This is a genomic window from Blastopirellula sp. J2-11 (assembly GCF_024584705.1).
Classification (GTDB): domain Bacteria; phylum Planctomycetota; class Planctomycetia; order Pirellulales; family Pirellulaceae; genus Blastopirellula.
The window spans coordinates 3951828-3975329 of record NZ_CP097384.1; the positions used below are offsets into that span (position 1 = coordinate 3951828).

Consider the following 23502-nt stretch of genomic DNA (forward strand, 5'->3'; position numbering starts at 1 on the left):
GGCAAAAATCATGAGCAAACGGCAATCCGAAATCGACTATGCGGTGATCGCGATCAATCCGGCGTTGATCATGCTGTTGGTCGGCAGTCTGGTCTTTTTTCTGCTCGAGCTCTGCTACCGCGGCGACTATATCGGCCGCATGCAGTTTGTGATGAGTTGTTTTGTCTTCTCTTCGGTTCTGCTCGCGCGGGTATCGATCGAGGAAGGCATGGAACGAGCCGTGATGCTGGGGGGCGCGCTCGCGGTGGTCATGCTGTTGGCCATCATGCAGTTTGTGCCGGGCTCCATCGCACTCGGCGTCTTGATGCTGATCTTAATTTGGTGGTGCTCCAACCGGTTGACTTACGACTGTACGCTGGTCGATGAATCACGCGATACGTCGCAAAAGGGATTGATGCAGTGGATCGGCGCTGACTTTGATACTCAGGATGCTCCCGCCGCATCCTCCACCGTCAAGACGCCCAACGAACCGACTACGGCAGCTGCAGAAGAGGATCAGGAACCGCCAAGCAACTGGCTGTGGGATCTGATCAATCCGACCTCCACGCAATTTGCGCCCGGCGTTTGGGTGATCTACTTTTCGATGGCGGCGCTGCCGTTGTTTGGCCTGGGTCAATCCTTCGAACCGAGCGGCGACTCTGGCCTGCGTTGGCGTTTGTTTCTGTATCTTTTCACCTACGTTGCAGCCGCTCTGGGGCTGTTGATGACGACCAGCTTTTTAAGTTTGCGGCGTTACTTGCGTCAGCGCGAACTTCCGATGCCGCTCTCCATGGCCGGCGTTTGGCTCGGCACCGGGGCCGCGTTGATTGCGGTGGTGCTGATCTTTACCGCGTTGCTTCCCCGACCGCATGCCGAATACGAGGTCGCCCGCATCCCCGGCGTCGGCGACTTGCTGAATCGATCCAGCTCTAGCTACTCCGTCGGGAAAGAAGGGACGCAGGACGACGATCAAAAAGGCCAAACCGAGTCAAACGATCGTCAACAAGCTGGCGAACAACAATCCGAATCAGGCGACGGCAAAAAAGGCGCCAAGAGCCCAGACCAGAAGAAATCAGGCGACGGCGAAAAGCCCGCTTCGTCCGGCAAGAAGTCGGATCAAGGAAAAGGGAACAGCGGCGACGACAAGCAACAGCAAAATCAGCCTGGCGAAAAGAAAAGCGACTCGTCTGACAAATCGCAGTCCAACGATTCGCAGCAAAAGTCGGATTCAGGCAAATCGCCCAACGACTCTCCATCCAACCAGGTCAAACCCAACGACGAAAAGAGCGGCGAAAATTCCTCCGAAGAAAAGGCGAATAACGAGCAAAAGTCGCCCGACGACGACTCCCAATCGTCCGAGAAAAAGTCAGATTCGTCTCAGCAACCATCTTCCCCGCCGCCGCAATCGTCTCCTCCGTCGTCACCGCCGATCAGTTTGAGCGGCATTCTAGGTTCGCTGGGCGTGATGTTCAAACTCTTGATCTATGGATTGGTCGCAATTGCCGCGATTTATTTCGCCTGGAAGTATCGTGATTGGATCGCCGAGAGTTGGACGAAATTTGTGAAAGACTTGCAAGAGCTCTGGAAGCGTCTGTTCGGCCGGCCAGAGCCGGTGCTTGCGGCGGTCGAAGCGGCGCCAGCGCCCCGACGTGCGCTGTTTCCCTCTTTTTCTAACCCGTTTGCTCCCGGCGCTCGCCAGCGCACGGTGGAGCAACTGGTTCGCTACACGTTTCAAGCGATCGAAGCCTGGGGCGCCGATCAGGGCTACCCCCGCAACAGCGACCAAACGGCCGAGGAATATGCGCGATTGCTGGCCAATCAATGGGATGACCTTGGTCCGCCGGCGCGGGAATTGGCGACCCACTACGCCGAAATCGCTTACGGGTCCGGCAAAGCGCCGGAGAACGCCGTCCAATGCGCCAAACGGATCTGGCGCGTTCTTGCCCAATCGTGAAAATGCGTTTGGCGACGAGTCGTCGCCCCGATTGACGCTTTAGCGATGACGCTTGAAAATGCGTCAAAACGCTACTCTTTCCAGCAGACGAACGAACGTTGCCCAAAAAACTCTCGCTCGCAAACCGTAAAAAGCAGGCGCAACGCGTCGTCAAACAGTTGGCGACCGACTACCCAATCGCCGAATGCGCCTTGAACTACGAAACCCCATATCAGCTGCTAATTGCGACCATCTTGTCCGCACAATGCACTGATATCCGCGTGAATATGGTGACCCAAGAGTTGTTCGCCAAATATCCAACAGCGGAAGATATCGCTGCGTTACCGATTGCAAAAATTGAGAAGTTGGTGCAATCAACCGGATTTTTTCGGAACAAGGCGAAAAATATCAAAGCCGCTTCCCAGAAGTTAATGGATGAATATGACGGCCAGGTTCCCGCAGATCTCGACGCGCTGGTCGCACTGCCCGGCGTCGGACGGAAGACGGCGAATGTGGTTCTCGGCACGGCCTTCGGGATTCCGACCGGAGTGGTCGTCGACACGCATGTAGGGCGTTTGAGCCGCAGAATGGGGCTTACGGCGCAGGCCGACGCGGTGAAAGTCGAAGCTGAATTGATCCAGTTGTTGCCGCAAAAAGAGTGGATCCAATTCTCCCATCGAATGATCCATCACGGCCGCGCGATCTGTGACGCGAGAAAGCCGAAATGCGACCAGTGTCACTTTGCGAACTTTTGCCCTCAGGTGGGGGTCACCGTTTAGCGGCGGTTCGATCATTTCAATTTTTCGTCACCTCTTTATAATCACCCTTGGTACGGCGGTCGCTTCAGCCGGCGCCCCGATTTCGCTCTCTTCGTCCAAAACCGCCGGAACAGCTACCCATGATCCTTTCAGGGAATGAGATTCGAGCACGTCTAGGCACAGACATCTCGATTGATCCGTATGACGACAGCCGGGTCAATCCCAACAGCTACAACCTGACGCTGCATGACGAGCTGATGGTCTACGAAGAGATCGTGCTCGACATGAAAAAGCCGCATCGCGTCCGACGCCTGCGCATTCCGGAAGAAGGGGTCGTCCTCTCCCCCAATCAGCTTTATCTGGGGCGAACCAACGAACGGACCGAAACGCACAATCTGGTCCCGATGATCGAAGGCCGCTCGTCGGTCGGGCGACTGGGGCTGTTTGTTCATGTCACCGCCGGTTTTGGCGACGTCGGCTTCAACGGCTTTTGGACGCTCGAAATGTTCGCCGTCCAGCCGATCCGCATCTATGCCGGCGTGCCGATCTGCCAGATCTTCTATCATGAGATCCGCGGCGACATCGTCGAATACGTCAGCAACAAATATCAGAACAACACCGGCATTCAGCCTAGCTTGTTGTTCAAAGAACTGAATCCCGGCGCCGAGCGCGATGATCCGCAACTGCCGCTGAATTTTGGCTTTCAGCAGCCGTAACGCCGTTACATCACCGCAAAATAGTTCTCGACCGCCGCGTCAAAGCGACTGGTCGAAAGCTCGAGCGGCTCTTTCTCGAACAAGCAGAGATTGCGCACCTGTTGCAGCAAGTCGCGCGGCTGGCAACAGCGGTAAGGGCGATCCACCTTCTGATAGTGCTCTTGCACGACGTAGTCGATCACTTCCGAGTGATACTCGAAGCCCATCAGCGGACACATAATCTTGAAGAGCTGACGGAATTCCGATTCGCTGGGATCGCCGACCTCAATCTTGTACGGAATTCGACGCAAAAACGCATCGTCGCACAGATCCTTCGGCTCTAGATTGGTCGAGAAAATCACCAACTGATCGAACGGCACTTGAATCTTTTTGCCGTTCGCCATGTTCAAATAGTCATACCGTTTTTCGAGCGGCACGATCCAACGATTCAAGAGCTCATCGGTCCGCATTCGCTGACGGCCAAAGTCGTCAATCACCAGCGTGCCGCAGTTGCTTTTCAGCTGCACCGGAGCTTCGCTGATGCCGGTCGCGGTGTTGAAGGTGATCTCGAGATTGTCCATCGTCAGCTCACCGCCGACGACGATCGTGGGACGTTTAATCCGCACCCAACGACGATCTAACTTCGTGCTGTGCATAATGCCGCTTTCTTGCGGCAGCGGCGCTTCTTCATGGTTACTAGGGTCATACAACCGTAAGATTTCGCCATCCAAGCCGATCGCTCGAGGGATCCAGATATGTTGTCCAAACGCACGGGTTACACGTTCGGCGATGCTCGTTTTGCCGTTACCCGGCGAACCGTACAAAAACAGACCGCGTCCGCTGTTGACGGCTGGTCCCAGTCGCCGAAACATCTCGGGATTGATCAGCAGATCCTCGAACGCGCGCCGCAGATCATCCAGACTTGGATGCTGTTTCTCGAGCGACTGCGCTTTCACACTTTCGATATAGTCTTTCAGCGTTACCGGCGCGGCGCCAAAGTAGGTGCAGTGCTCCGAATATCGCTTGCCGCGTTCACGCCCCAGATCGGTCGGATAGTAAACGTAGTCGTTGGCGACCGTCGTATCTTTGTAGACGACCAACTGATCGTATTTCATCTTGCGCAGCTGTTCTTCGACGATCAAAAACGGCAGCCGCAGTTGATCCGAAATCTGTCGTCCGCTCGCTTCACCACGTGAAACCAGATACTTGAGCGCCAGCGCTTCGACTTCGGTATCGGTCAAACCGGCTTCACGAGCGCTCGAAGGTTCGCGCGGGATAAATGCGTCGAGAGGTTCATCATCCAAGTCGACGTGCGATGACTTGCTGGCCAACGCAACCGGCGCACCGCCGCGTTCGCCAGACGCCATTTTGTTCAAGCGGTCGAGCAGCGAATCGAGTTTCTCGTCGCCGCGTCCGCCTGCGTGTTCTTGGACCGGTTCATGCGCCGGCGTCGTCGCGGCGAGCGATGCCCAGGGATCGCCCCCTTCTTCAGAAGCGTGCTTGCCTGCCAACCGCGCTAATAGATCGTCCGCTGGGGTGTTCGCCATGTCCGTTGCGCCGAGATGAGATCGAGGGGTCGTAACCTAAGGGAATCACCCGAAGTTTAGGTCCTCTCGCGGCTGGGTCAAAAAAGGACCGCTCAATTCGTACGGAATAGGCATAACCGTCATAACCGTTACCAAGCCTGACGGCCCCTCACAACGACCTAATCTTCCAGGATGTACTCCACCAGGCGACCGACGTACGAACTCTCTCGGCCAGGGACGTTTTCCCCCTTGGTCGGCAGGGCGCGAATTTGCGGGTACAACGGCTTCCCAATCGCTCCTAATTCGTCAATGACGTTGAGCGCGAGCATCGCCGAATAGTGGCCGCTCTCGGCGATATTGGCAGAATGGATCAAAACCTGCAAGGCTTCCTCTCGATCGGCCTGCGAACCATATTGGGCCAACGCTTCCGCTGCAATGATGCGCGGAGCATAGGCGTCGTCCTGCAACGTCTCACGCAACAGGTCGGTCGACTTGTCGACCCCCTGCTTTCCGAGCATCAGAATGCCCAGCGCTCCCCAGTAGCGCACGGCGCTGTCGTCATCTTTCAACCGTTTTTGCAGCGCCGGCAGATCGTCGACCTTCCTCCTCGACGCCATATCGGAGGTCGCGGCGATCTTTTTCAACGGATACTTCTGCGGATCATGCCCCATTTCATAAGGAGATGAGCCTTCGCTGCGGGTATGGATTTCTCCTTCCGGCAGAAAGCCCAGATCGCGGATCTCCATCTGCCAATCATGGACGGCGCCGCGCATCTTCTGCAACGTTTCGGCATGCTCTTCGCTGGATGCGAGATTCACCACTTCATCCGGGTCGCTTGCTAAATCGTACAACTCTTCCGCCGGCCGCGGTTGCCAAAAGGCCGATTGGACCGCGTTCAACTCGCCGCGCAAAAACATCTCGTGCCAGATGCGGGTCGTCGGCGTTTGCATTTGGTAGGCCAGGACTTGACCATGCGGCTTGTGCGGCATGAAATTGCGCACGTAAACATATCGGCCATCGCTACAAGAGCGGACCATGTCGTAGCGCTCATCCATTCGCCCGCGGAAACCGTACATGTAGGCTGGCGACGGCGTTTCGTGCGGTCCCATGACGGCGTCTCCTTGCATCCAATCCGGGATCTCGGCGCCGGCCAAACTAAGCATCGTGGGGGCGAAATCAATAAAACTGACCAGACGCTCCGAGTCGCCGCCAACCATGTATTCTTGCGGCGCCAGCGATTTCCATTTCTCCGGCACATGCACGATCAACGGCACCTGCAAGCCAGAATTGACCGGGGTACGTTTGCTGCGCGGCATGCCGCTGCCGTGATCGCCCCAGTAGAAGATGATCGTGTCTTCTTCCAGCCCATCTTCTTTCAATTGCTGCAGAACGCGTCCGGCTTGCTTGTCCATCGTGGTCAAGTTGTCATAGTACTGCGCCCAGTCTTGACGCACTTCCGGCAGGTCAGGATGGTACGCAGGAACCGGCGCTTGGGCTGGGTCATGCACCGCCGTGTGGGGACGCTTGCGAATCTGACTTTCGTGACTGATCGTGAAATTAAAGACCGAGAAGAACGGCTGACCCTCCGGCCGACTGCGCCAATGCGCCTTCCCATTCGATTGATGCCAGACTTTGCCGGTTTTGACCAAGTTGTAGTCTTCTTTGCTGTTGTTGGTGCAGTAATACCCTTGGTCCTGCAGCAAGACCGGGAACAGCTGGAACTGCGACGGCAAATTGGTTTCGCTGCGCATATTCTCGGCTCCGCTCGACGGCGGGTAGATTCCTGAAATGATCGTTGTTCGCGCCGGTGCACAAACCGGAGCATTCGACCAACAGTGGAGATACTTCATCCCCTTGGCCGCCAACGCGTCCAGGTTCGGCGTGTCGGCATACTGGTCGCCGTAGCATCCCAAGTGCGGACCGTTGTCTTCGCTCGAGATCCACAAGATATTAGGATGTTTCTGCTCCGCCAAACCAAGCGCCGGCGAGACAAGAATAGCGAGAAGGGCAATTAGTTTGCGCATGGTAGGGCCTAACGATGCGAGACAATGTGGGAAAGGAGTCGGGAGGGCGGCAGACGATCGAAAGCCAAGCCGCTAACTTGGTAAGAGCGACCGTTGGCGAAAAAGTGGGTAGGCAGGAGCAAATTGGAACGAATCACCGCTGATTCGTCTCCCGTTTACTCGATTTCTTCGGTATTTTCGTCATCATCTCGGCGGTTACCGAGAGCTATGCTAATGATGATAGTGGAAACCGGATCAACTTTCCCACCTTTTTTTGCCAAATCGAATGCCCTCTCGTTTGTCGAAACTCCGTCAAATCCCGCTGATCGCGATCCCCTTTTTGGTCGCGGTGCTGCTGGGCGGCTTGGTGCTGGCCGATTGGTACTGGGCGATCCCTACGACTCGGCAGGCCGTCTATGTGGGACGCAACTCCTGCATTGAGTGTCACCAAAACCAGCATGACGCGTTTGTCGACTCGTACCACGACAAAGCAATGGATCTAGCGACCGAGCAAACGGTCCTCGGCGATTTCCAAGACGCGGAGTTTACGCATTTTGACATCCACTCGCGGATGTTCCGAAAGGATGGCAAATACTTCGTCCACACCGAAGGCCCCGACGGCAAGCTGCAGGACTTCGAGGTGAAGTACGTCTTTGGCGTCGATCCCTTGCAACAGTACATGGTCGAAATCGAACCTCCCACGCCGGGCTCTCCGGCCGGCTCGATTGGCCGCGTGCAAGTTTTGCGGATCTCGTGGGATACTCACAAGCAGGAATGGTTCTATCTGCCGCCGCCCGACGTCGACGAAAAGCTGGCGCCCAACGATCCGCTGCACTGGACCGGATCGGCGCAAAACTGGAACCACATGTGCGCCGACTGTCACTCGACCAACCTGCACAAGAACTTTGATTTGGCCAGCAATTCTTACCACACCACTTTCTCCGAGATTGACGTCAGCTGCGAAGCTTGCCACGGTCCCGGCAGCTTGCATGTCGAGATCGCCGGCAGCACGTCGCTCTTTTGGGACCGCAACCATGGTTACGGCCTGAAACCGTTGAAGACCGAGAGCAACGTCGCGCAAGTTCAAGCGTGCGCCGATTGCCATTCGCGACGACGCGTCGTCTGTCCCACCTACGAGCGCGGCGATACGTACTACGATCAATTCTCGAATGAGTTGATCATGCCGCAGACCTATTACTGCGACGGTCAGGTTCGCGAAGAGGATTACGTCTTCGGCTCGTTCCTGCAAAGCAAGATGTACCACAAAAACATCCGCTGCACCGACTGCCACAATCCCCACTCGACCAAGATCAAGTTCGAAGGGAACAAACTCTGCACGTCGTGTCATCAGCATCCCGCCGGCAAATACGACACCGCAGCCCATCATCGCCACCAGGCGGGCAGTACCGGCGCTTCGTGCGTCGAATGTCACATGCCCGAAACGACCTACATGGAGGTCGATCCTCGCCGTGACCACAGCATTCGTATCCCTCGCCCTGACCTATCGGTTGCGTTGCAGACGCCGAACGCCTGCACCCAGTGCCATCTCGATCGCGCCCAGCTTTCGCCCGAGAAGAAAGCTGGTCTGAAAACGTACGGCGACTGGATGACCGCCGCTCGCAACGGCGATCAAGAAGTAAAACAGGCCCTGGCCGAGATCGACGCATGGGCTCAAAAGACCGTCATCGAGTGGTACGGCAAAGACTACTCGAAGGACAAATCGCATTTCGCCTACGCCCTGTCCGAAGCCTGGAACGAGAATCCGCAGAGCTTCCCCGCTCTGGTCGATCTGGTGAAAGATCCCCAGCAGCCCGGCATCGTGCGAGCCAGTGCGTTGACGCAGTTGGGCGCTTTTAATGGGGAGCCCGAACTGGGCCGCACTGTGAAACTGTCGCTCGCCGATTCCGATCCGCAACTGCGCAGCGCCGCGATCATGGTGACCGAGTTCCTGTCGCCGTCGGTGCTGCCGCGTCCCGAAGTATTGAAACTGCTGATGAACAGCTTGGAGGATCCAACGCGCGTCGTGCGGACCGACGCCGCCAGCGCGTTGGCCGGAACTTCGCTCGAGTACCTCAAGCTCAGCGGCAAAGAAGAAGCGTTTAACCGCGCCCTGACCGAACTGAAAGAATCGCTGCTGCGAAACGCCGATCAGGCCGGCGCGTTGCTGGCGCTTGGCGCACTAGCCGAAACGATGGGCGAACCCGCAGCTGCCGAAAAGTGGTATCGCGCTGCGATCCGCGTTCAGCCCAATGTGACCGGTCCCCGCTCGAATCTCGCCGAACTCCTCACACGCCGCTTGGCGCCGGCGCGACAACGCTTTCAACAACTGGCCGCGCAAGGACAACGCGCCGAAGCTCGCAAACTGGCCGAGCAAGTCGCGATCGGTGATTTTGAAATTACCCATCTCCGCGAAGAAGAGTTGCACAACCTGGCTCGCGACGCATCGCAATTGCCCAACGTCGCCGAAGTCCAATATCGCTACGGCTTGGCCCTCTATCAGGCCAATCAGTTCGAAGCTTCCGAAACAGCGATCGCCCGCGCCGCCGAGATCCAAGCGAATTCGGTGACGTTCCTCACCGCTTTGGCTCGCTTGCAACAGAAGCGAGAAAAATGGGAAGCTGCGACGGCCACGATTCAGACGCTCCGCCAGCTTCGCCCGCATGATCCCGGTCTGGCCGAGGTTGAGCAGGAAATTCGCCAGCAGCGACAACCCGATAACGGACAACGTTAGAACAGTCCCCAAGTTCCGCCGAATATTGGAATGGATTCTCCCGTGAACATGACCCGCGCCCAACTACTTGCCCGCATCGATCACACGCTGCTCGCCCCCAATGCGACGCAGCATCAACTGGAAGATGCGTGCCTGCTGGGTCTTCATCTGAAAACGGCGTCGGTCTGCGTCCCCTCCTTCTTCGCCGCGCGCTGTGCGCGGATGCTGGTCGGCAGTCACGTGAAAGCGTGCACAGTGATCGGATTTCCGCACGGCGATCAACCGCTGCTCGCCAAGCTGCACGAAGCCGAGCAATGCCTGGTCGAGGGCGCCCAGGAACTCGACATGGTCGTCAACATCAGCGACGTCAAAAGCGGGCACTGGCGACTCGTACGAAAAGAAATCACGCAGCTCGTCAAAATGACGCATGATGCACGGCAAAAGATGAAAGTCATCTTCGAGAACTGCTATCTATCGCAACTCGAAAAGATCCGCCTTTGCCAGATCTGCAACGAAGCCGACGCCGATTGGGTCAAAACATCCACCGGCTACGGAACCAGCGGTGCAACGCTCGACGACGTCCGTCTGATGCGGCGACATGCCCGCAGCCCGGTCAAAGCCGCCGGCGGCATCCGCAATCTCACCGCGCTGCTGCAATATTGTGAGCTTGGCGCCGATCGCATCGGCTTAAGCCGCACCGAGTCGATCCTGGCCGAATTTGACGCGCGGTTTCCCAGCGTTTAATCTCATCTTTCCTCACCCATCACGCACGCAAAATTGCGTTATTTCGAATTGATCAGACACTAGCCCGCTGCGCCAGCGAGGGAATGCGGCAGCCACTTCAAACCGTGTTTGGAATGCCAACCCTATTCCCTCGCTGGCGCAGCGGGCTAGTGTGACAATTTTCGTTTGATTCTGACCCTGTTTTACCGTTCTTCATCCGTGGCTTTGCCGTGTTCTATTCTTCTCCTCTATAGCAAATAGCGCCTTCAAAACTCGCGCCTCGGACTACGATGATAGAAAGTTGCGTAGCGACTGCCTTGATCGTCAAGCAGTTTTCAGGTTTTCATTCCATGCTTTCCTCTTCCATCCAGCCTCAACCCCATCCAAGGCCCCGCATGAAATCCGCCCTACCAATCGCCTGCGTCTTGGCGTTTCTCTTCCTCGCTCCTGCGCTGGCCGCCGAGCCTCATCCACTCGCCGACAAACGCGTCGTCTTCCTCGGCGACAGCATCACTCAGGCCGGCGTGTACGTCACCTTCGTCGACTACTATCTTGAGAAGCTTTATCCGCAGCAAGACTTCGACATCATCGGACTCGGGCTCTCCAGCGAAACGTTGTCGGGACTCAGCGAAGAGAACCACGCCGGGGGAAAATTCCCGCGGCCCTGTTTGTTCGAACGGCTTGGACGATTGTTGGATAAGGCGAAACCCGACGTCGTATTCGCCTGTTACGGGATCAACGACGGAATCTATCAGCCGCTCGATTCCGAGCGATTTGCCGCTTTCCAGGGGGGCGTGAAAAAGTTGATCACGCAATGCCAAGCCGCAGGCGTTCAGCAGATCTACCTGGTCACTCCGCCGATCTACGACGCGACCACCCAACCCGGCGAGTTCAACTATGACTCCGTAATGACGGAGTACGCCGCTTGGGAAATGGCGTTGCAAGCCCCCGGCGTGCAAATCATCGACCTGCACTCCGCCATGCGTAAAGCCCGCGACGCCCAAACCGAGGTCTTTGCAAAAGACCATGTCCACCCCGGTCCCGCAGGTCACTTACTGATGGCGAAAACGATTTTGTCTGGGTTAAATGTGCCTTTGCCGGAACAATCCCTCCCCGAGATCCAAGCCGATCCCCTCTACAAGCAGGTCGACCAGCTTCGTAAGCATCGCTCTACCAACTGGATGAAACACATCGGCTACACGCGCGAAAAAACGGTTCCCCCCCAACCTTTGGGAGAGACGGAACAAGCGGCGGCGCAGATGAAAGCGACCATCAACGACGTTCGGCGCGCCGCAAAGAACTGAAGAATCGGCCGCGAACCCATGTCGCGTTTCGCAGAGCGCAAGGCGACTATTTCAGCGTGGGCGCCGCCAGATCTCATGGATGCTGGCACGTCAGCGTCCCGCTGTTTACTATAGAAGTCAATCCAAGCTTCAACGCGATTCCCACCTGATATGAATACCATTCGGAAGCAGAACTACATGCGCCGCTCTTTCTTCGCTTTGCTGCTGTTCCCCTTGTTTGCGTCGATCACCATGGCCGCAGAAGCCAAGAGCGGCAATACGGCGACGCCGATTGATCGCATCACGGCGCCCCCTGGGTTTCAGGTCGAGCTGCTCTATTCGGTCCCTGCCGATACCCAGGGCTCGTGGGTCAATCTTTGCACCGACGATCAGGGGCGACTCCTGGTGAGCGATCAATTTGGCGGACTCTATCGGATCACGCCGCCACCGGTCGGAAAAACGCTCACCGCCGACGATGTGCAAAAAGTGCCGGCCGAGATTCGCGCCGTGAACGGCATGGTCTGGGCATTCGACGCGCTGTATGTCGGCGTCAACGACTACGAGCGCAAGATCCCGTCCGGCTTGTACCGAATCACCGACAGCAACGGCGACGATCAGTTGGACAAGGTCGAGTTGCTTCACGAAGTAAAATCAAACAGCGACCACGGCGTCCATGCGGTTCTGCCCACTCCTGACGGCAAAGCGTTGTACCTGGTCACCGGCAACAACACGACTCCTCCGCCGTTGGAAGCGTCGTCACCGGTACGCCAGGTTTGGGGCGAAGACCACTTGTTGCCCAGCATGCCGGACGGTCGCGGTCACAACCGCGGCGTCTTGGCGCCTGGCGGAATCATTTATCGCGTCTCGCCGGACGGCAAACAATTTGAAGCGTACGCCAACGGCTTTCGGAACGTCTTCGACGCCGCCGTCAATCGCGACGGCGAACTGTTCACCTACGACGCCGACATGGAGTATGACTTCAATACGCCCTGGTATCGTCCGACCCGCATTTGTCACGTCACCAGCGGCGCCGAGTTTGGTTGGCGCAACGGCGCCGGCAAACGGATGCCGTTCTACGCCGACAATTTGCCCGGTATCCTCGACATCGGCCCCGGCTCGCCAACCGGCGTGACGTTTGGCTATGGCGCCAAATTTCCGGCCAAGTATCAAGACGCGTTATACGCGCTCGACTGGAGTTGGGGCAAACTCTATGCAGTTCATCTAGAACCCAGCGGTTCGTCCTACACGGCGACCAAAGAAGAATTTGTCACCGGCGCGCCGCTGCCGATTACCGACGCGATCATTAACCAGCACGACGGCGCGATGTATTTCACCATCGGTGGTCGACGCGTGCAGTCAGGTCTTTACCGCGTAACCTATGTGGGAGACGAATCGACCAAGCCCGTTCCCGGCAACACGACCGAAAATGAAGCCCGCGACATACGCCATATGTTGGAGGCGTTTCACGGCAAACAAGATCCGGCCGCGATCGACGCAGCGTGGCCTTACCTGGCCGACGAAGATCGCTTCATTCGGTTCGCCGCACGCACGGCCGTCGAACATCAGCCGCTCGAATCGTGGGAAGCCAAAGCCCTGGCAGAGTCGGATCCCGCGAAACAAGTCACCGCACTGCTGGCGCTGGCGCGAGTGAGCGGCGTCTGCCCGCAACATCGCACCGATGCGACGCCGGCTGTCGATACCGCGATGCGTGACAAGTTGCTGGACGCCGTTACGGCGATCAACGCGCAGCAGCTCGATTTGACGCAGCAACTCATTTTGGTCCGCACCACGCAGATCATTCTAAATCGCTTTGGTCGCCCTGATCAGGAGACCACCGACAAGCTGATCGCCCAGTTCGATCCGCTGTTTCCGGCTAACTCCGCCGAGTTGAATTGGCTGTTGTGCGAAACGCTCGCTTGGCTGCAGTCGCCGACGGTCGCCGAGAAAGCGATGGCGCTGATCCAATCGGCGCCTACTCAGGAAGAGCAAATGCAGTACGCTCGGTCGATTCGGCTGCTGACCGCCGGTTGGACGCCTGAACTGCGTACGCAATATTTCGAATGGTTCCTGAAAGCGGCCAATTACAAAGGGGGCGCCAGTTTCGATAAGTTCATCGAATTCATTCGCAACGACGCGGTTGCATCGCTCAGCGAATCAGAACAGCAATCGATGAAAGAATTGCTGGCGAGGAAGCCGGTCAAGAAGTCGGCCTTGGAAAACCTGGGCGAGATCTTCGCCGGACGAGAGACCAAAGAATGGACGCTGGACGAACTCTCCGCCGCCGCTCGCACCGGTCTAAAGCAGAGAAACTTCGCGAACGGTCGCAAGATGTTTGCAGCTGCCGGCTGTTACGCGTGTCACCGTTTTGGCGACCAAGGTGGCATGACCGGGCCCGATTTGACCTCGGCCGGACGTCGATATTCACCGCATGACTTGCTGGATCAGGTCGTCAATCCCAGCAAAGTGATCAACGATCAATTTTCGGCGATCAACGTGCTGACCATCGACGGCAAGGTCCACAGCGGCGTCGTCGTCAATCTCAACGGCGACTCGATGACGCTCAACACGGATCTGACCGACCCCAACAAACGGGTCAACATCAATCGCAACGATATTGAAGAGATGGCAGTCTCCAAGGTCTCCGCGATGCCGGTCGGCTTGTTCAAGTCGATGACCCAAGAAGAAATCCTCGACCTGATCGCCTACCTGATCAGCGGCGGCGATTCGCAGCACGACTATTTCCAGAAGTAATCGGACCAAGCCTGGGGAGGGAACCTTACTTCGCAGCGACAAGCCTGCGAGGAGAATTCGGTCAAGTCCGTTGTCTTGGCATATTTTTTTCAAGTATTTGACGGCGAAAACCTCTACGCTACGTTTTTTCTTTTTTCACGGAAACCGAAAATAACGGCAGTCGCCTTCCGTGGCGATAGTGTCGCCTTTCGCTCCGCGAAAGTAGCGTTTTGGAAAGCGCTACTTTCGCGAAGTAATCGCGGCGTTTTGCTCGCGCTACTTTCGCGGAGCGAAAGGCGACTTTGGGGGACATCGTGTGATGAACGACTCAATTCGGTTGGGCTCTCTGTTTGATCCCCAATCAGAATTATCGATTCGTGAGCATGTTCGACCTCATTGGTCTCAGGCTGGCGCGATCGTGTTCATTACGTTTCGAACGGCTGATTCCATTCCCCAAGAAGTTCTCCGTCGCTGGGAGCGGGAGAAACAAGGTTGGCTGCAACGCCATGGTTGTTCGCCAGATCGTTATTGGTCCGAGGTGCTGCCGACTCTCGACCCGGCGCTGCAATTTGAATTCAAAAAAACGTTCCAGCGCAGTCGCGAAAAATTTCTGGATCGTTGCCAGGGAGAGTGCGTGCTGCGAAAACCGGAACTCGCGCAGATTATCGCCCAAACCCTGCTTCACTTTGATGGCCAGCGATATCGGATGGGGGATTTCATCGTGATGCCCAATCACGTTCACTTGCTCGCCGTATTCGCGTCCCAGGACGCGCTGACCGCACAATGTGATTCATGGCTCCATTATTCCGCAAGGCAAATCAATCTAGCCCTAGGACGCAAAGGAAAGTTCTGGCAACAAGAGCCGTTTGATCATTTGGTGCGGAGTACTGAGCAGTATGACTATTTAAGGACATACATTCGCGATAATGGAACTCACGCTGGCCTGCCAAAATCGGATTATTACTATCACAGATACCTTAGACAAGAATAGTCGCCTTTCGCTCCGCGAAAGTAGCGCTGTCCAAAACGCTACTTTCGCGGAGCGAAAGGCGACGATGGAATAGACGATGGTTAAAACGGATAAGTTTGCGCGGGTGCGCCCATTGCCAGACCAATTTTGTCGATTGACAGAGCGCACGCATTTCAGGTCGACTATCGATAAAGTCTGAAGCAGCAAAAGGGGTTCGCCCGTCGACCGAGAAGGGGGACGCGGCGCCGTTTTGGTGTGCGCTGACTTCGATCTGCTGGTCGCACAGAGAGAGTGGGATTTCTCTCCGGCAGCGGTCTCCGATCCGGTCCGCGATTCCACTCAGTCACACGGCGCAGGACGGACTCCTCAACTGCGCAAATATACCCACAGGTAAATTGGGAGGTTTAACGCTCGTTTTATTGAGCAGTCCGGTACGATGGACCCGTCCAGAAAAAAAACGACGCGGTCCGGTCCGGTCCAACAGTCCGGGATCGGCGTCGAAACTACGCAAATTAACGCGTAGGTAAAATGGGAAGTTCGACATCTTTTTTTCAGCGGTCCGGACCAGGTCGGGTGAGGGGTCTGTCCAAGACTCGCTTGGGTTGCTTTCGCAACAAGATGACGCTCCATCGGCTTCCAATTCACGCCGCGATTGAATGACGCGTGTGCGTCAAAATCAGGGATCGTGATCAGAAAGAGGGTCAAGCTTTGCGGCCGCAGGGAGAAACATCTTGTTGCTGCGCAACCCAATCAGATCTGTACGAACTGGTCGGGCTACCCGACGTGGCCTGACCGTGTTCTATTCTTCGCCTCCTTGAATCGGATTCGACAAACTCCAATCCGCAATTCTCGATTTCCGCTGGGCGCAAGCGTGGAGATCCCTAGACTGGAATGAGTGAGATCGAATTGACAACAGGAACCAGCAACAACGCGATGACAGAATCTCGACCAGTAATCGGCCTAGGCGAAATTTTATGGGACTGCTTTCCGGATGAGCGGCGTCCTGGGGGGGCTCCGGCTAATTTTGCCTTTCATGCGCGGCAACTGGGTTTGAACGGCGTCGTCCTCTCGCGCGTGGGCGCGGATGAGTTAGGGGATGAATTTATCCAGTATCTTTCGCGGCATGGCCTGAGCGATCAGTACGTTCAGCGCGATGCAAAGCATGCGACAGGGCAAGTACGCGTTGAATTTGTGGATGGCGATCCGCAATATACGTTTGTCGACGATGTTGCGTGGGACTATTTGGAGTTTACGCCGGAGTCCGCAGTGCTGTGTGCGAAAGCGTCGGTCCTCTGTTTCGGCACGTTGGCCCAGCGCTGTCGCGAAAGCCAGGCAATGATCTCGGATTGCTTGCGAGCCGCGCCGAGTGACGCTTGGAAGATCTATGACATCAATCTGCGGCCTCCCTGGTTTAACAAGTCGCTGATCGAGTCTTCGCTGCAATTGGCCAACGCGCTGAAACTGAATGAAGACGAAGTCGTCTATTTGGCCGAAAATTTTGGTCTCCCTACCGACCTTGCCCCTTTTGCGGACGAAGTTCAGCGATTCTTCGGGCTAAAGGCGGTCTGCATCACGCTAGGAAGCGACGGTTGCTTGGTCGCGCGCGGCGACGAGCAGAGCCGTCAGCCGGGGATCCCGATCCAAATTGCCGATACCGTCGGCGCTGGGGATTCGTTTACGGCGGCGATCGCGCACGGACTGGTCCACGCAAAATCGGTCGCTGAGATGGCCCGCTTCGCCAATCACGTCGCGGCGCTGGTTGCTTCGAGTGCTGGCGCGATGCCTGATTTAAGGGCCGAAATCGCTAAAATCCCGCAAGATTTGGCGTAGATCAACGAGTGGGCCCTACTTTTCGAGCCTGTAGGGCCTTTGGTACGATAGGCGATCTTAGCCGCACCCTAGCGGCGTCGCTTGCACCATCTGATGAGAGTAACTCACCAATGAAGGCAGTCGCGGTAACGCCCGGCACGCCCCACAGCGTCCACCTAGAAGATATTCCCATGCCCTCGCTTGACCAGTTTCCCAAGGGGAACGGGGTCTTGGTGAAGATATTGAAAGTCGGCGTGGATGCGACCGACAAAGAGATCAATGAAGCCTGGTACGGCGGAGCCCCTCCCGGCGACAAATATCTCGTGCTCGGTCACGAGTCGTTTGGCGTCGTCCAAGAGGTCGGCCCCCAGGTCACGCGGGTGAAGCCCGGCGATTATGTCACCGCCACCGTGCGCCGTCCCGGCGGATCGATCTATGACCAGATCGGTACGTACGACATGACCAGCGAAGAAGTCTATTATGAGCGGGGAATCAACCTGCTGCATGGCTTTCTGACCGAGTACATGGCTGACGAAGAAGAATATATCGTCAAAGTGCCAACCGGACTGAAGCACTTGCACGTGCTGATGGAGCCGATGAGCTGCGCCGCCAAAGCGATTCATCAAGCGTACGAAGTCCAGCGTCGCATGAAGGTCTGGCGTCCCGAAGTCGCGTGGGTGATGGGCGCCGGCCAGATCGGCCTGCTCTCGACCCTGGTTTTGAAACTGCGCGGCTTGCAGGTTCATACGATCGCTCGAGCGCCAGGTCCGCATCTGAAATCCGAAATCGTCGCAGGGATGGAAGCGACTTACGTCAGTTCCAAAGAAACTTCGCTGGATGAGCTGGTGAAGAAGACCGGTCGGCCGCAAATCATTATCGATGCGACCGGCAGCAGCCGCATGGCCTTCGACGCGATGAAATATCTGGGACACAACGGCGTGCTCGTTTGGACGTCGATTACCGGGGCCAACGTGCAACACGAAGTTCCCAGCGACAAGCTGAACATCGAATGGGTCTTAGGCAACAAACTGCTACTCGGTTCGGTCAACGCCAACCGCGAGCACTTTGAACTAGGCATCCGCGATCTAGCGCTGGGCGACGTCACCTATCCCGGCGTGCTGGAAAAGATTTTGACCAACCCGGTCGATGGTCTCGACAACTACAAAGAGATGATGCGTCTGCTGGTCGAAGACAATTCGGCGTTGAAGGTCTACGTCAACGTCGCTGATGGCTAGATGCTTCGCGTGCCACGGCTCTGTGAGCCGTGTCTTCCGCCCCAATCCTAGACGCTCGACGAATGACAATTCGCCGAGCGTCTTTTTTGTCGCTAGGGGCGCGGTCTGCTATGATTCTTCTATTCCCCCTTCCCTTCTTTTCTCCCCCTTAGAAGATCATGCGCAAACTCACCAGCGGCGGCGGTTGGCAAGCGATCAAATACACGTTCACCAAAGGACGCCAGGCCGGCGGCATCTGGAAACTGTGGAAAGCGATGCGCAGCAAGAATGCCTGCAAGACTTGCGCCCTGGGCATGGGAGGGCAAAGCGGGGGCATGGTCAACGAAGCCGGCAGCTTTCCCGAAGTCTGCAAAAAGTCGTTGCAAGCGATGGTCGCCGACATGCAAGGCGCGATCAAGCCGGAGTTCTGGCGAACCTACAGCGTCGCGCAGCTCTCGAAGTTCACGCCGTATCAAATGGAGCATAGCGGCCGCTTGGTTCAACCGATGCTCTACGAGCGCGGCGCCGGCAACTATCGACCGATCGAGTGGGAAGAAGCTTTTCGCCGCATTGCCGACAAGCTAAAGAGTCTGCCGGCCGATGACACCTTCTGGTACTTCAGCGGACGCAGCTCGAATGAGGCCGGCTTTCTGCTGCAGCTGTTCGCGCGCATCTACGGCACCAACAACGTCAACAACTGCAGCTACTACTGTCACCAAGCGAGCGGCGTCGGCCTCGCTTCGACCATCGGCAGCGGGACGGCGACGCTGGTGCTGGAAGATGTGGAGCATGCCGATCTGGTCTTTTTGATCGGCGGCAATCCGGCCAGCAATCACCCCCGACTGATGTCATCGCTCAAGCATATTCGTCGTCGCGGCGGCGAGGTGATCGTCATCAATCCGGTGATCGAGACCGGCCTGGTTAATTTCCGTGTTCCGAGCGATCCGATCAGTCTGCTGTTTGGCACCAAGATCGCCACGCAGTATATTCAGCCCCATATCGGCGGCGACTTGGCCCTGTTGAAAGGGATCGCTAAGCAAATCGACGAACTGGGCGCCGCCGACGTCAAATTTCTGGCCGAACATTGCGATGACAGCGAAGCTTGGCTCGCCCATTTGCGTGAGCTTTCGTGGGACGAAATCGTCACCAAATCCGGCGTCAATCGCGAGCAGATCAACGACATCGCCGCGCGGTACGCCAAGGCCAAGAACGTCGTCTTCAGTTGGACGATGGGCATCACGCATCATGCGCACGGCGTCGACAACGTCCAAGCGATCGCCGCTCTGGCCGCGATGCGGGGGATGATCGGTCGACCGCACGCAGGGCTAATGCCGATTCGCGGGCACTCCAACGTGCAAGGGATCGGCTCGGTCGGCGTAACGCCGCAATTGAAAAAGGCGATCTTTGAACGTCTGGAGTCTAATTTCAATTTGCAACTGCCGACAACCGTCGGGCTCGATACGCTCGCCTGCATGGAAGCGGCGCATCGACGTGAGTTGAAGCTCGGCTTCTGTCTCGGAGGCAATCTGTACGGCTCTAACCCAGAGCAAAAGTTCGCCGGCGAGGCGCTTGAGCAACTGGAGATGATGGTCTTTCTCAGCACGACGCTCAACACGGGTCATGCCAACGGCCTGGCGAAAGAAACCCTCATTTTGCCGGTCCTGGCGCGCGACGAAGAGCCGCAGCCGACCACCCAAGAGTCAATGTTCAACTATGTCCGACTCTCCGACGGCGGACCGCGACGCTTGCAAGGTCCGCTGAGCGAGGTCGAAGTGATTGCTCGCATCGCCAGCGATACGCTGGGGGACGCCGGCGCGATGGATTGGAAATCAATGCAAGATACCGGCAAGATTCGGGACGCGATCTCCCAGGTCGTGCCGGGCTTCGAGAAGATCGAGACAATCGACAAAACGAAACAAGAGTTTCAAATCGCCGGGCGAACGTTTCACACGCCGATCTTCCCCACGCCGACCGGCAAAGTGCAACTGTTCACGCACGAGATTCCACCGCTCAAAGGTGCTGAAAACCAACTGCGGCTGATGACCGTACGGAGTGAAGGTCAGTTCAATACCGTCGTCTACGAAGAAGAAGACATCTACCGCGGCATCGATCGCCGCGACGTGATCTTGATTCACCCAGACGATTGTCGCCGGTTAGGATTGGGCCAGGATCAGCAGGTTGAGATCATCTCTGACGTCGGCGTGATCCGCGGATTCCTGGTCCGCGAGTACGAAGATATCCGCCCCGGCAATGCGTTGATGTACTACCCCGAAGCGAACGTCTTGGTCGCGCGTCGCGCCGACCCCAAGTCAAAGACGCCGGCGTTCAAAGGAGTCGTGATTGACGTCCGCCCGCTTGGATCGGGCGCCCTCGCTCCTTCGGTTCCTTAGCCCAGGTATTGTGCGCAGAATCATAGACGCCAGGGTGTACGAAGAGGGCAACGCGACTAAAGTAATAAAGAGCCCCCAACTCCTTCCACTCGTCCGAGAAGACTTATGACGCACCGCCTACTCGCACTGGGCGTTTTCTCCCTTTTTCTTGGCGTTTTTTCTGCTCTCGCTGCCGACGCCGGCGAAGAGTATCGCGTTTGTCGCTATTGCGGCGATGCGCATGACGCTCGCAGAATGTTTGGCGTCGATCTGGAAGGAGATGGACGCCGCTACGCGCCGATTCGCCAGGTAGACGTGTTGCACATCAAGTTGGATGTGACGCCAAACTTTTCTAAGCGGACGGTCGAGTGCGTCACCACGATCCAATTTGTCCCGCTGCGCCAGCCGCTACGAGAATTGAAACTTGACGCGATGGAGCTGACGATCGATCGCGTCCGCGGATCGGCCGAAATCTCTGACTTCGCTTCCACCAAAAAAGAATTGACGATCGCCTTCGCCGAGCCGATTCCGGTGGGAGAAGAAGCGTTTGTCGAGATCGCCCATCACAGCCAACCGACCGGCGGTTTCTACTTCCGCACGCCGGAGATGGGTTACCCTGCCGACGACATCCATTGCTGGACGCAAGGCGAATCGCATTTCGCTCGCCAGTGGTTTCCCTGCTTCGACTATCCCAACGAACGTTCGACCACCGAAGTGATCTGCCGCGTTCCGCCCACGATGACCGTCGTCTCGAATGGTCGGCAGATCGGGGACGAAGTCGACGCCCAGTCAGGGCTGCGAGTCGTGCATTGGCTGCATGACAAGCCGCACGTCAACTATTTGATCTGCCTGGTCGCCGGCAACCTGGAGAAGCTCGAAAAGATGTCAGGCGACGTTCCGCTCGGCTTTTACACGCAGCCTTCGTGGAAGGAACATGCGGAGAACTCGTTCGCGGATACTGCCGACATCATGGATTTCTATCAGAAAGAAATCGGCGTCCCCTATCCGTGGCCCAAGTACGACCAGGTCACCATCGCCGACTTTCTGGCAGGCGGGATGGAAAACACAACCATCACCACGCTTACCGACGGCACTATCTACGCCGACGAGACCGAAAACGTGAAAACGTCGCATGGTCTCGACGCGCACGAATTGGCGCATCAATGGTTCGGCGACTACGTCACTTGCGTTGATTGGAGCCATCTCTGGCTGAACGAAGGGTTCGCAACGTACTACACGCATTTGTACGAGGGGAAGAAGTCGGGACGCGACGCGATGCTGTACGGTCTCTATCGCGATGCAACCGGACGAATCCTTACGCAAACCAGCGACAAGAAACCAATCGTCTGGAACCAATACAAAAACTCTGGCCAGCAGTTTGACTATCGCGCCTACCCGAAGGGGAGCTGGGTCCTGCATATGCTTCGCAATCAGCTGGGCGAAGATCTCTTTCGCGCGTGCGTCAAGACTTATCTCGAGAGAAACGCGCTGTCGAGCGTCGCGACGCCGGCGTTGCAATCAACGATCGAAGAAGTGAGCGGTCGCAGTTTTGATCAGTTCTTCGACCAATGGGTTTATCATGCTCGCTTTCCCGATCTCAAAATCACCTATCGCTGGCTCCCCCACGAAAAGCTGGCCCATCTGACGCTTGAGCAAACCCACGAAACCAACGATGCGGTTCTGCTGTATGCGTTCCCCGCGACCTTCCGCTTTGACTCCAACAGCGGATCAGTGTCGCGTACGTTCCGTGCGGACGGCAAAAAGCAAGAGTGGTTCGTGCCGCTCGACGAAAAGCCGGAAGTCGTTCGCTTCGATCCCGACTACGCTCTGTTGGCACGCGTGACGTTCGAGAAGCCGAACGAAATGCTGTTCGCCCAACTGAAGAATCAGGAGGATATGGTCGGCCGCCTGCGGGCGATCGAACAGCTCGAGAAGAAAAAGTCGGACGACGTGGTCGCAGCTTTGACAACGGCTCTACAAACCGACTCTTTCTACGGCGTTCGCAAAGAAGCGACTCAAGCACTGCAAAAAATTCATAACGACAAAGCGTTTGACGCTTTGCTCGCATCGACCGAGCAAAGCGATGCGCGAGTTCGCCTGGAAGTGATCGAAGCGCTCGGCCGCTTCTATCGTCCGATGCAGGTCAATGAGTTTGTCGAAATGGTCCGCAGCGAATCGAACCCGGCGATTCAAGCCGCGCTGGTCCGCTCGCTGGGAAAATACCATGACGAAGCGGTCGATGGATTGCTGCTCGAGTTGTTAAAGTCCAACACCTTCCGTAACGAACTACTGAGCGCCGCCATCGATGCGATCAACGCTCGACGCGATTCAAGTATGGCGAGCGTGTTGATGGAGACGATTAAAACGCGCCGCGGTGATTTCACCACGTCAGGCTTGGCCTCGGCGTTAACCACGTTGGCCCGGATCAGCGAAGATCAAGACGATACCGCCGCGCAGCGCAAACTGCTGTTAGCCCAACTCAGCGACCTTCGCAGCCCGGTCCGCAAAGGAGCGCTGCAAGCGCTCGGTCTGCTGGGAGACGTCGAAGCGCTGAGCGTTCTTGAAACCTTCGCCGCTAGCGCCGCAGAAAAAGAATCGGAAGCGGCGGCGAAAAAGGCGATCGAAGAACTACGCGCCGAAAAACCAGCTGCTCCGCGTGAACTGAGCGAACTTCGCAAACTGATCGATGAGCTGAAAAAGCAAAACGAAAAGTTGACCGAGGATGTGAACACGCTCAAAAAGAAGGTCGAAGCCAAAGCGAAGTAAGCGGAGCAGTGCTGATCTTTGCACCTGCACAACC

General features: G+C 56.8%; 14 protein-coding genes. 12 read left to right on the forward strand and 2 right to left on the reverse strand.

Translation table 11 applies throughout. The features are described from left to right. Positions 1-10: 10 nt before the first annotated feature. From M4951_RS15740 to dcd, 3 genes are all read left to right on the forward strand, one after another. A complete protein-coding gene (locus tag M4951_RS15740) occupies positions 11-1933 on the forward strand; it encodes a DUF4129 domain-containing protein (protein ID WP_262022608.1) in 1923 nt (640 codons plus the stop codon). 98 nt (positions 1934-2031) lie between these two features. Beyond that, on the forward strand, positions 2032-2691 hold the full coding sequence (gene nth / locus M4951_RS15745) for an endonuclease III (RefSeq protein ID WP_262022609.1): 660 nt from the start codon (positions 2032-2034) through the stop codon (positions 2689-2691). A 119-nt stretch (positions 2692-2810) separates the two neighbouring features. Further along, positions 2811-3386 (forward strand): dCTP deaminase, encoded by a 576-nt coding sequence (gene dcd / locus M4951_RS15750; RefSeq protein WP_002653960.1) that lies wholly within the window; start codon positions 2811-2813, stop codon positions 3384-3386. Positions 3387-3391: 5 nt separating this feature from the next. Here dcd and M4951_RS15755 read toward each other — a convergent pair whose 3' ends face one another. Continuing rightward, complete coding sequence (locus tag M4951_RS15755; RefSeq protein ID WP_262022610.1) at positions 3392-4912, reverse strand: AAA family ATPase; 1521 nt, start codon at positions 4910-4912, stop codon at positions 3392-3394. Positions 4913-5070: 158 nt separating this feature from the next. Beyond that, entirely contained in the window at positions 5071-6915 is a 1845-nt protein-coding gene (locus M4951_RS15760; RefSeq protein WP_262022611.1) for a sulfatase-like hydrolase/transferase, read from the reverse strand. A 277-nt stretch (positions 6916-7192) separates the two neighbouring features. Here M4951_RS15760 and M4951_RS15765 point away from each other — a divergent pair, with 277 nt between their 5' ends. The 9 genes from M4951_RS15765 to M4951_RS15805 all read left to right on the forward strand — a co-directional run bounded on the left by M4951_RS15765 (position 7193) and on the right by M4951_RS15805 (position 23468). Then, a complete protein-coding gene (locus tag M4951_RS15765) occupies positions 7193-9625 on the forward strand; it encodes a cytochrome c3 family protein (protein WP_262022612.1) in 2433 nt (810 codons plus the stop codon). 30 nt (positions 9626-9655) lie between these two features. Further along, complete coding sequence (gene deoC, locus M4951_RS15770) at positions 9656-10348, forward strand: deoxyribose-phosphate aldolase (protein WP_262022613.1); 693 nt, start codon at positions 9656-9658, stop codon at positions 10346-10348. 374 nt (positions 10349-10722) lie between these two features. Further along, positions 10723-11631, forward strand: a complete 909-nt coding sequence (locus tag M4951_RS15775) for an SGNH/GDSL hydrolase family protein (RefSeq protein WP_262022614.1) — start codon at positions 10723-10725, stop codon at positions 11629-11631. 177 nt (positions 11632-11808) lie between these two features. Then, positions 11809-14361: a c-type cytochrome gene (locus M4951_RS15780; RefSeq protein ID WP_262022615.1), complete on the forward strand. Its 2553-nt coding sequence runs from the start codon at positions 11809-11811 to the stop codon at positions 14359-14361. Between the two features lie 298 nt (positions 14362-14659). Further along, a complete protein-coding gene (locus M4951_RS15785) occupies positions 14660-15331 on the forward strand; it encodes a transposase (RefSeq protein ID WP_262022616.1) in 672 nt (223 codons plus the stop codon). Between the two features lie 912 nt (positions 15332-16243). Next, positions 16244-17140, forward strand: coding sequence for a carbohydrate kinase family protein (locus M4951_RS15790; RefSeq protein WP_262022617.1), 897 nt, complete (start codon positions 16244-16246; stop codon positions 17138-17140). A 170-nt stretch (positions 17141-17310) separates the two neighbouring features. After that, the gene (locus M4951_RS15795; RefSeq protein ID WP_262022618.1) at positions 17311-18354 is read left to right on the forward strand and encodes a glucose 1-dehydrogenase; all 1044 of its coding nucleotides are present in this window, start codon (positions 17311-17313) and stop codon (positions 18352-18354) included. A 158-nt stretch (positions 18355-18512) separates the two neighbouring features. Beyond that, positions 18513-20723 (forward strand): FdhF/YdeP family oxidoreductase, encoded by a 2211-nt coding sequence (locus tag M4951_RS15800; protein ID WP_262022619.1) that lies wholly within the window; start codon positions 18513-18515, stop codon positions 20721-20723. 105 nt (positions 20724-20828) lie between these two features. Then, positions 20829-23468, forward strand: coding sequence for a M1 family metallopeptidase (locus M4951_RS15805; RefSeq protein WP_262022620.1), 2640 nt, complete (start codon positions 20829-20831; stop codon positions 23466-23468). Positions 23469-23502: the final 34 nt, after the last annotated feature.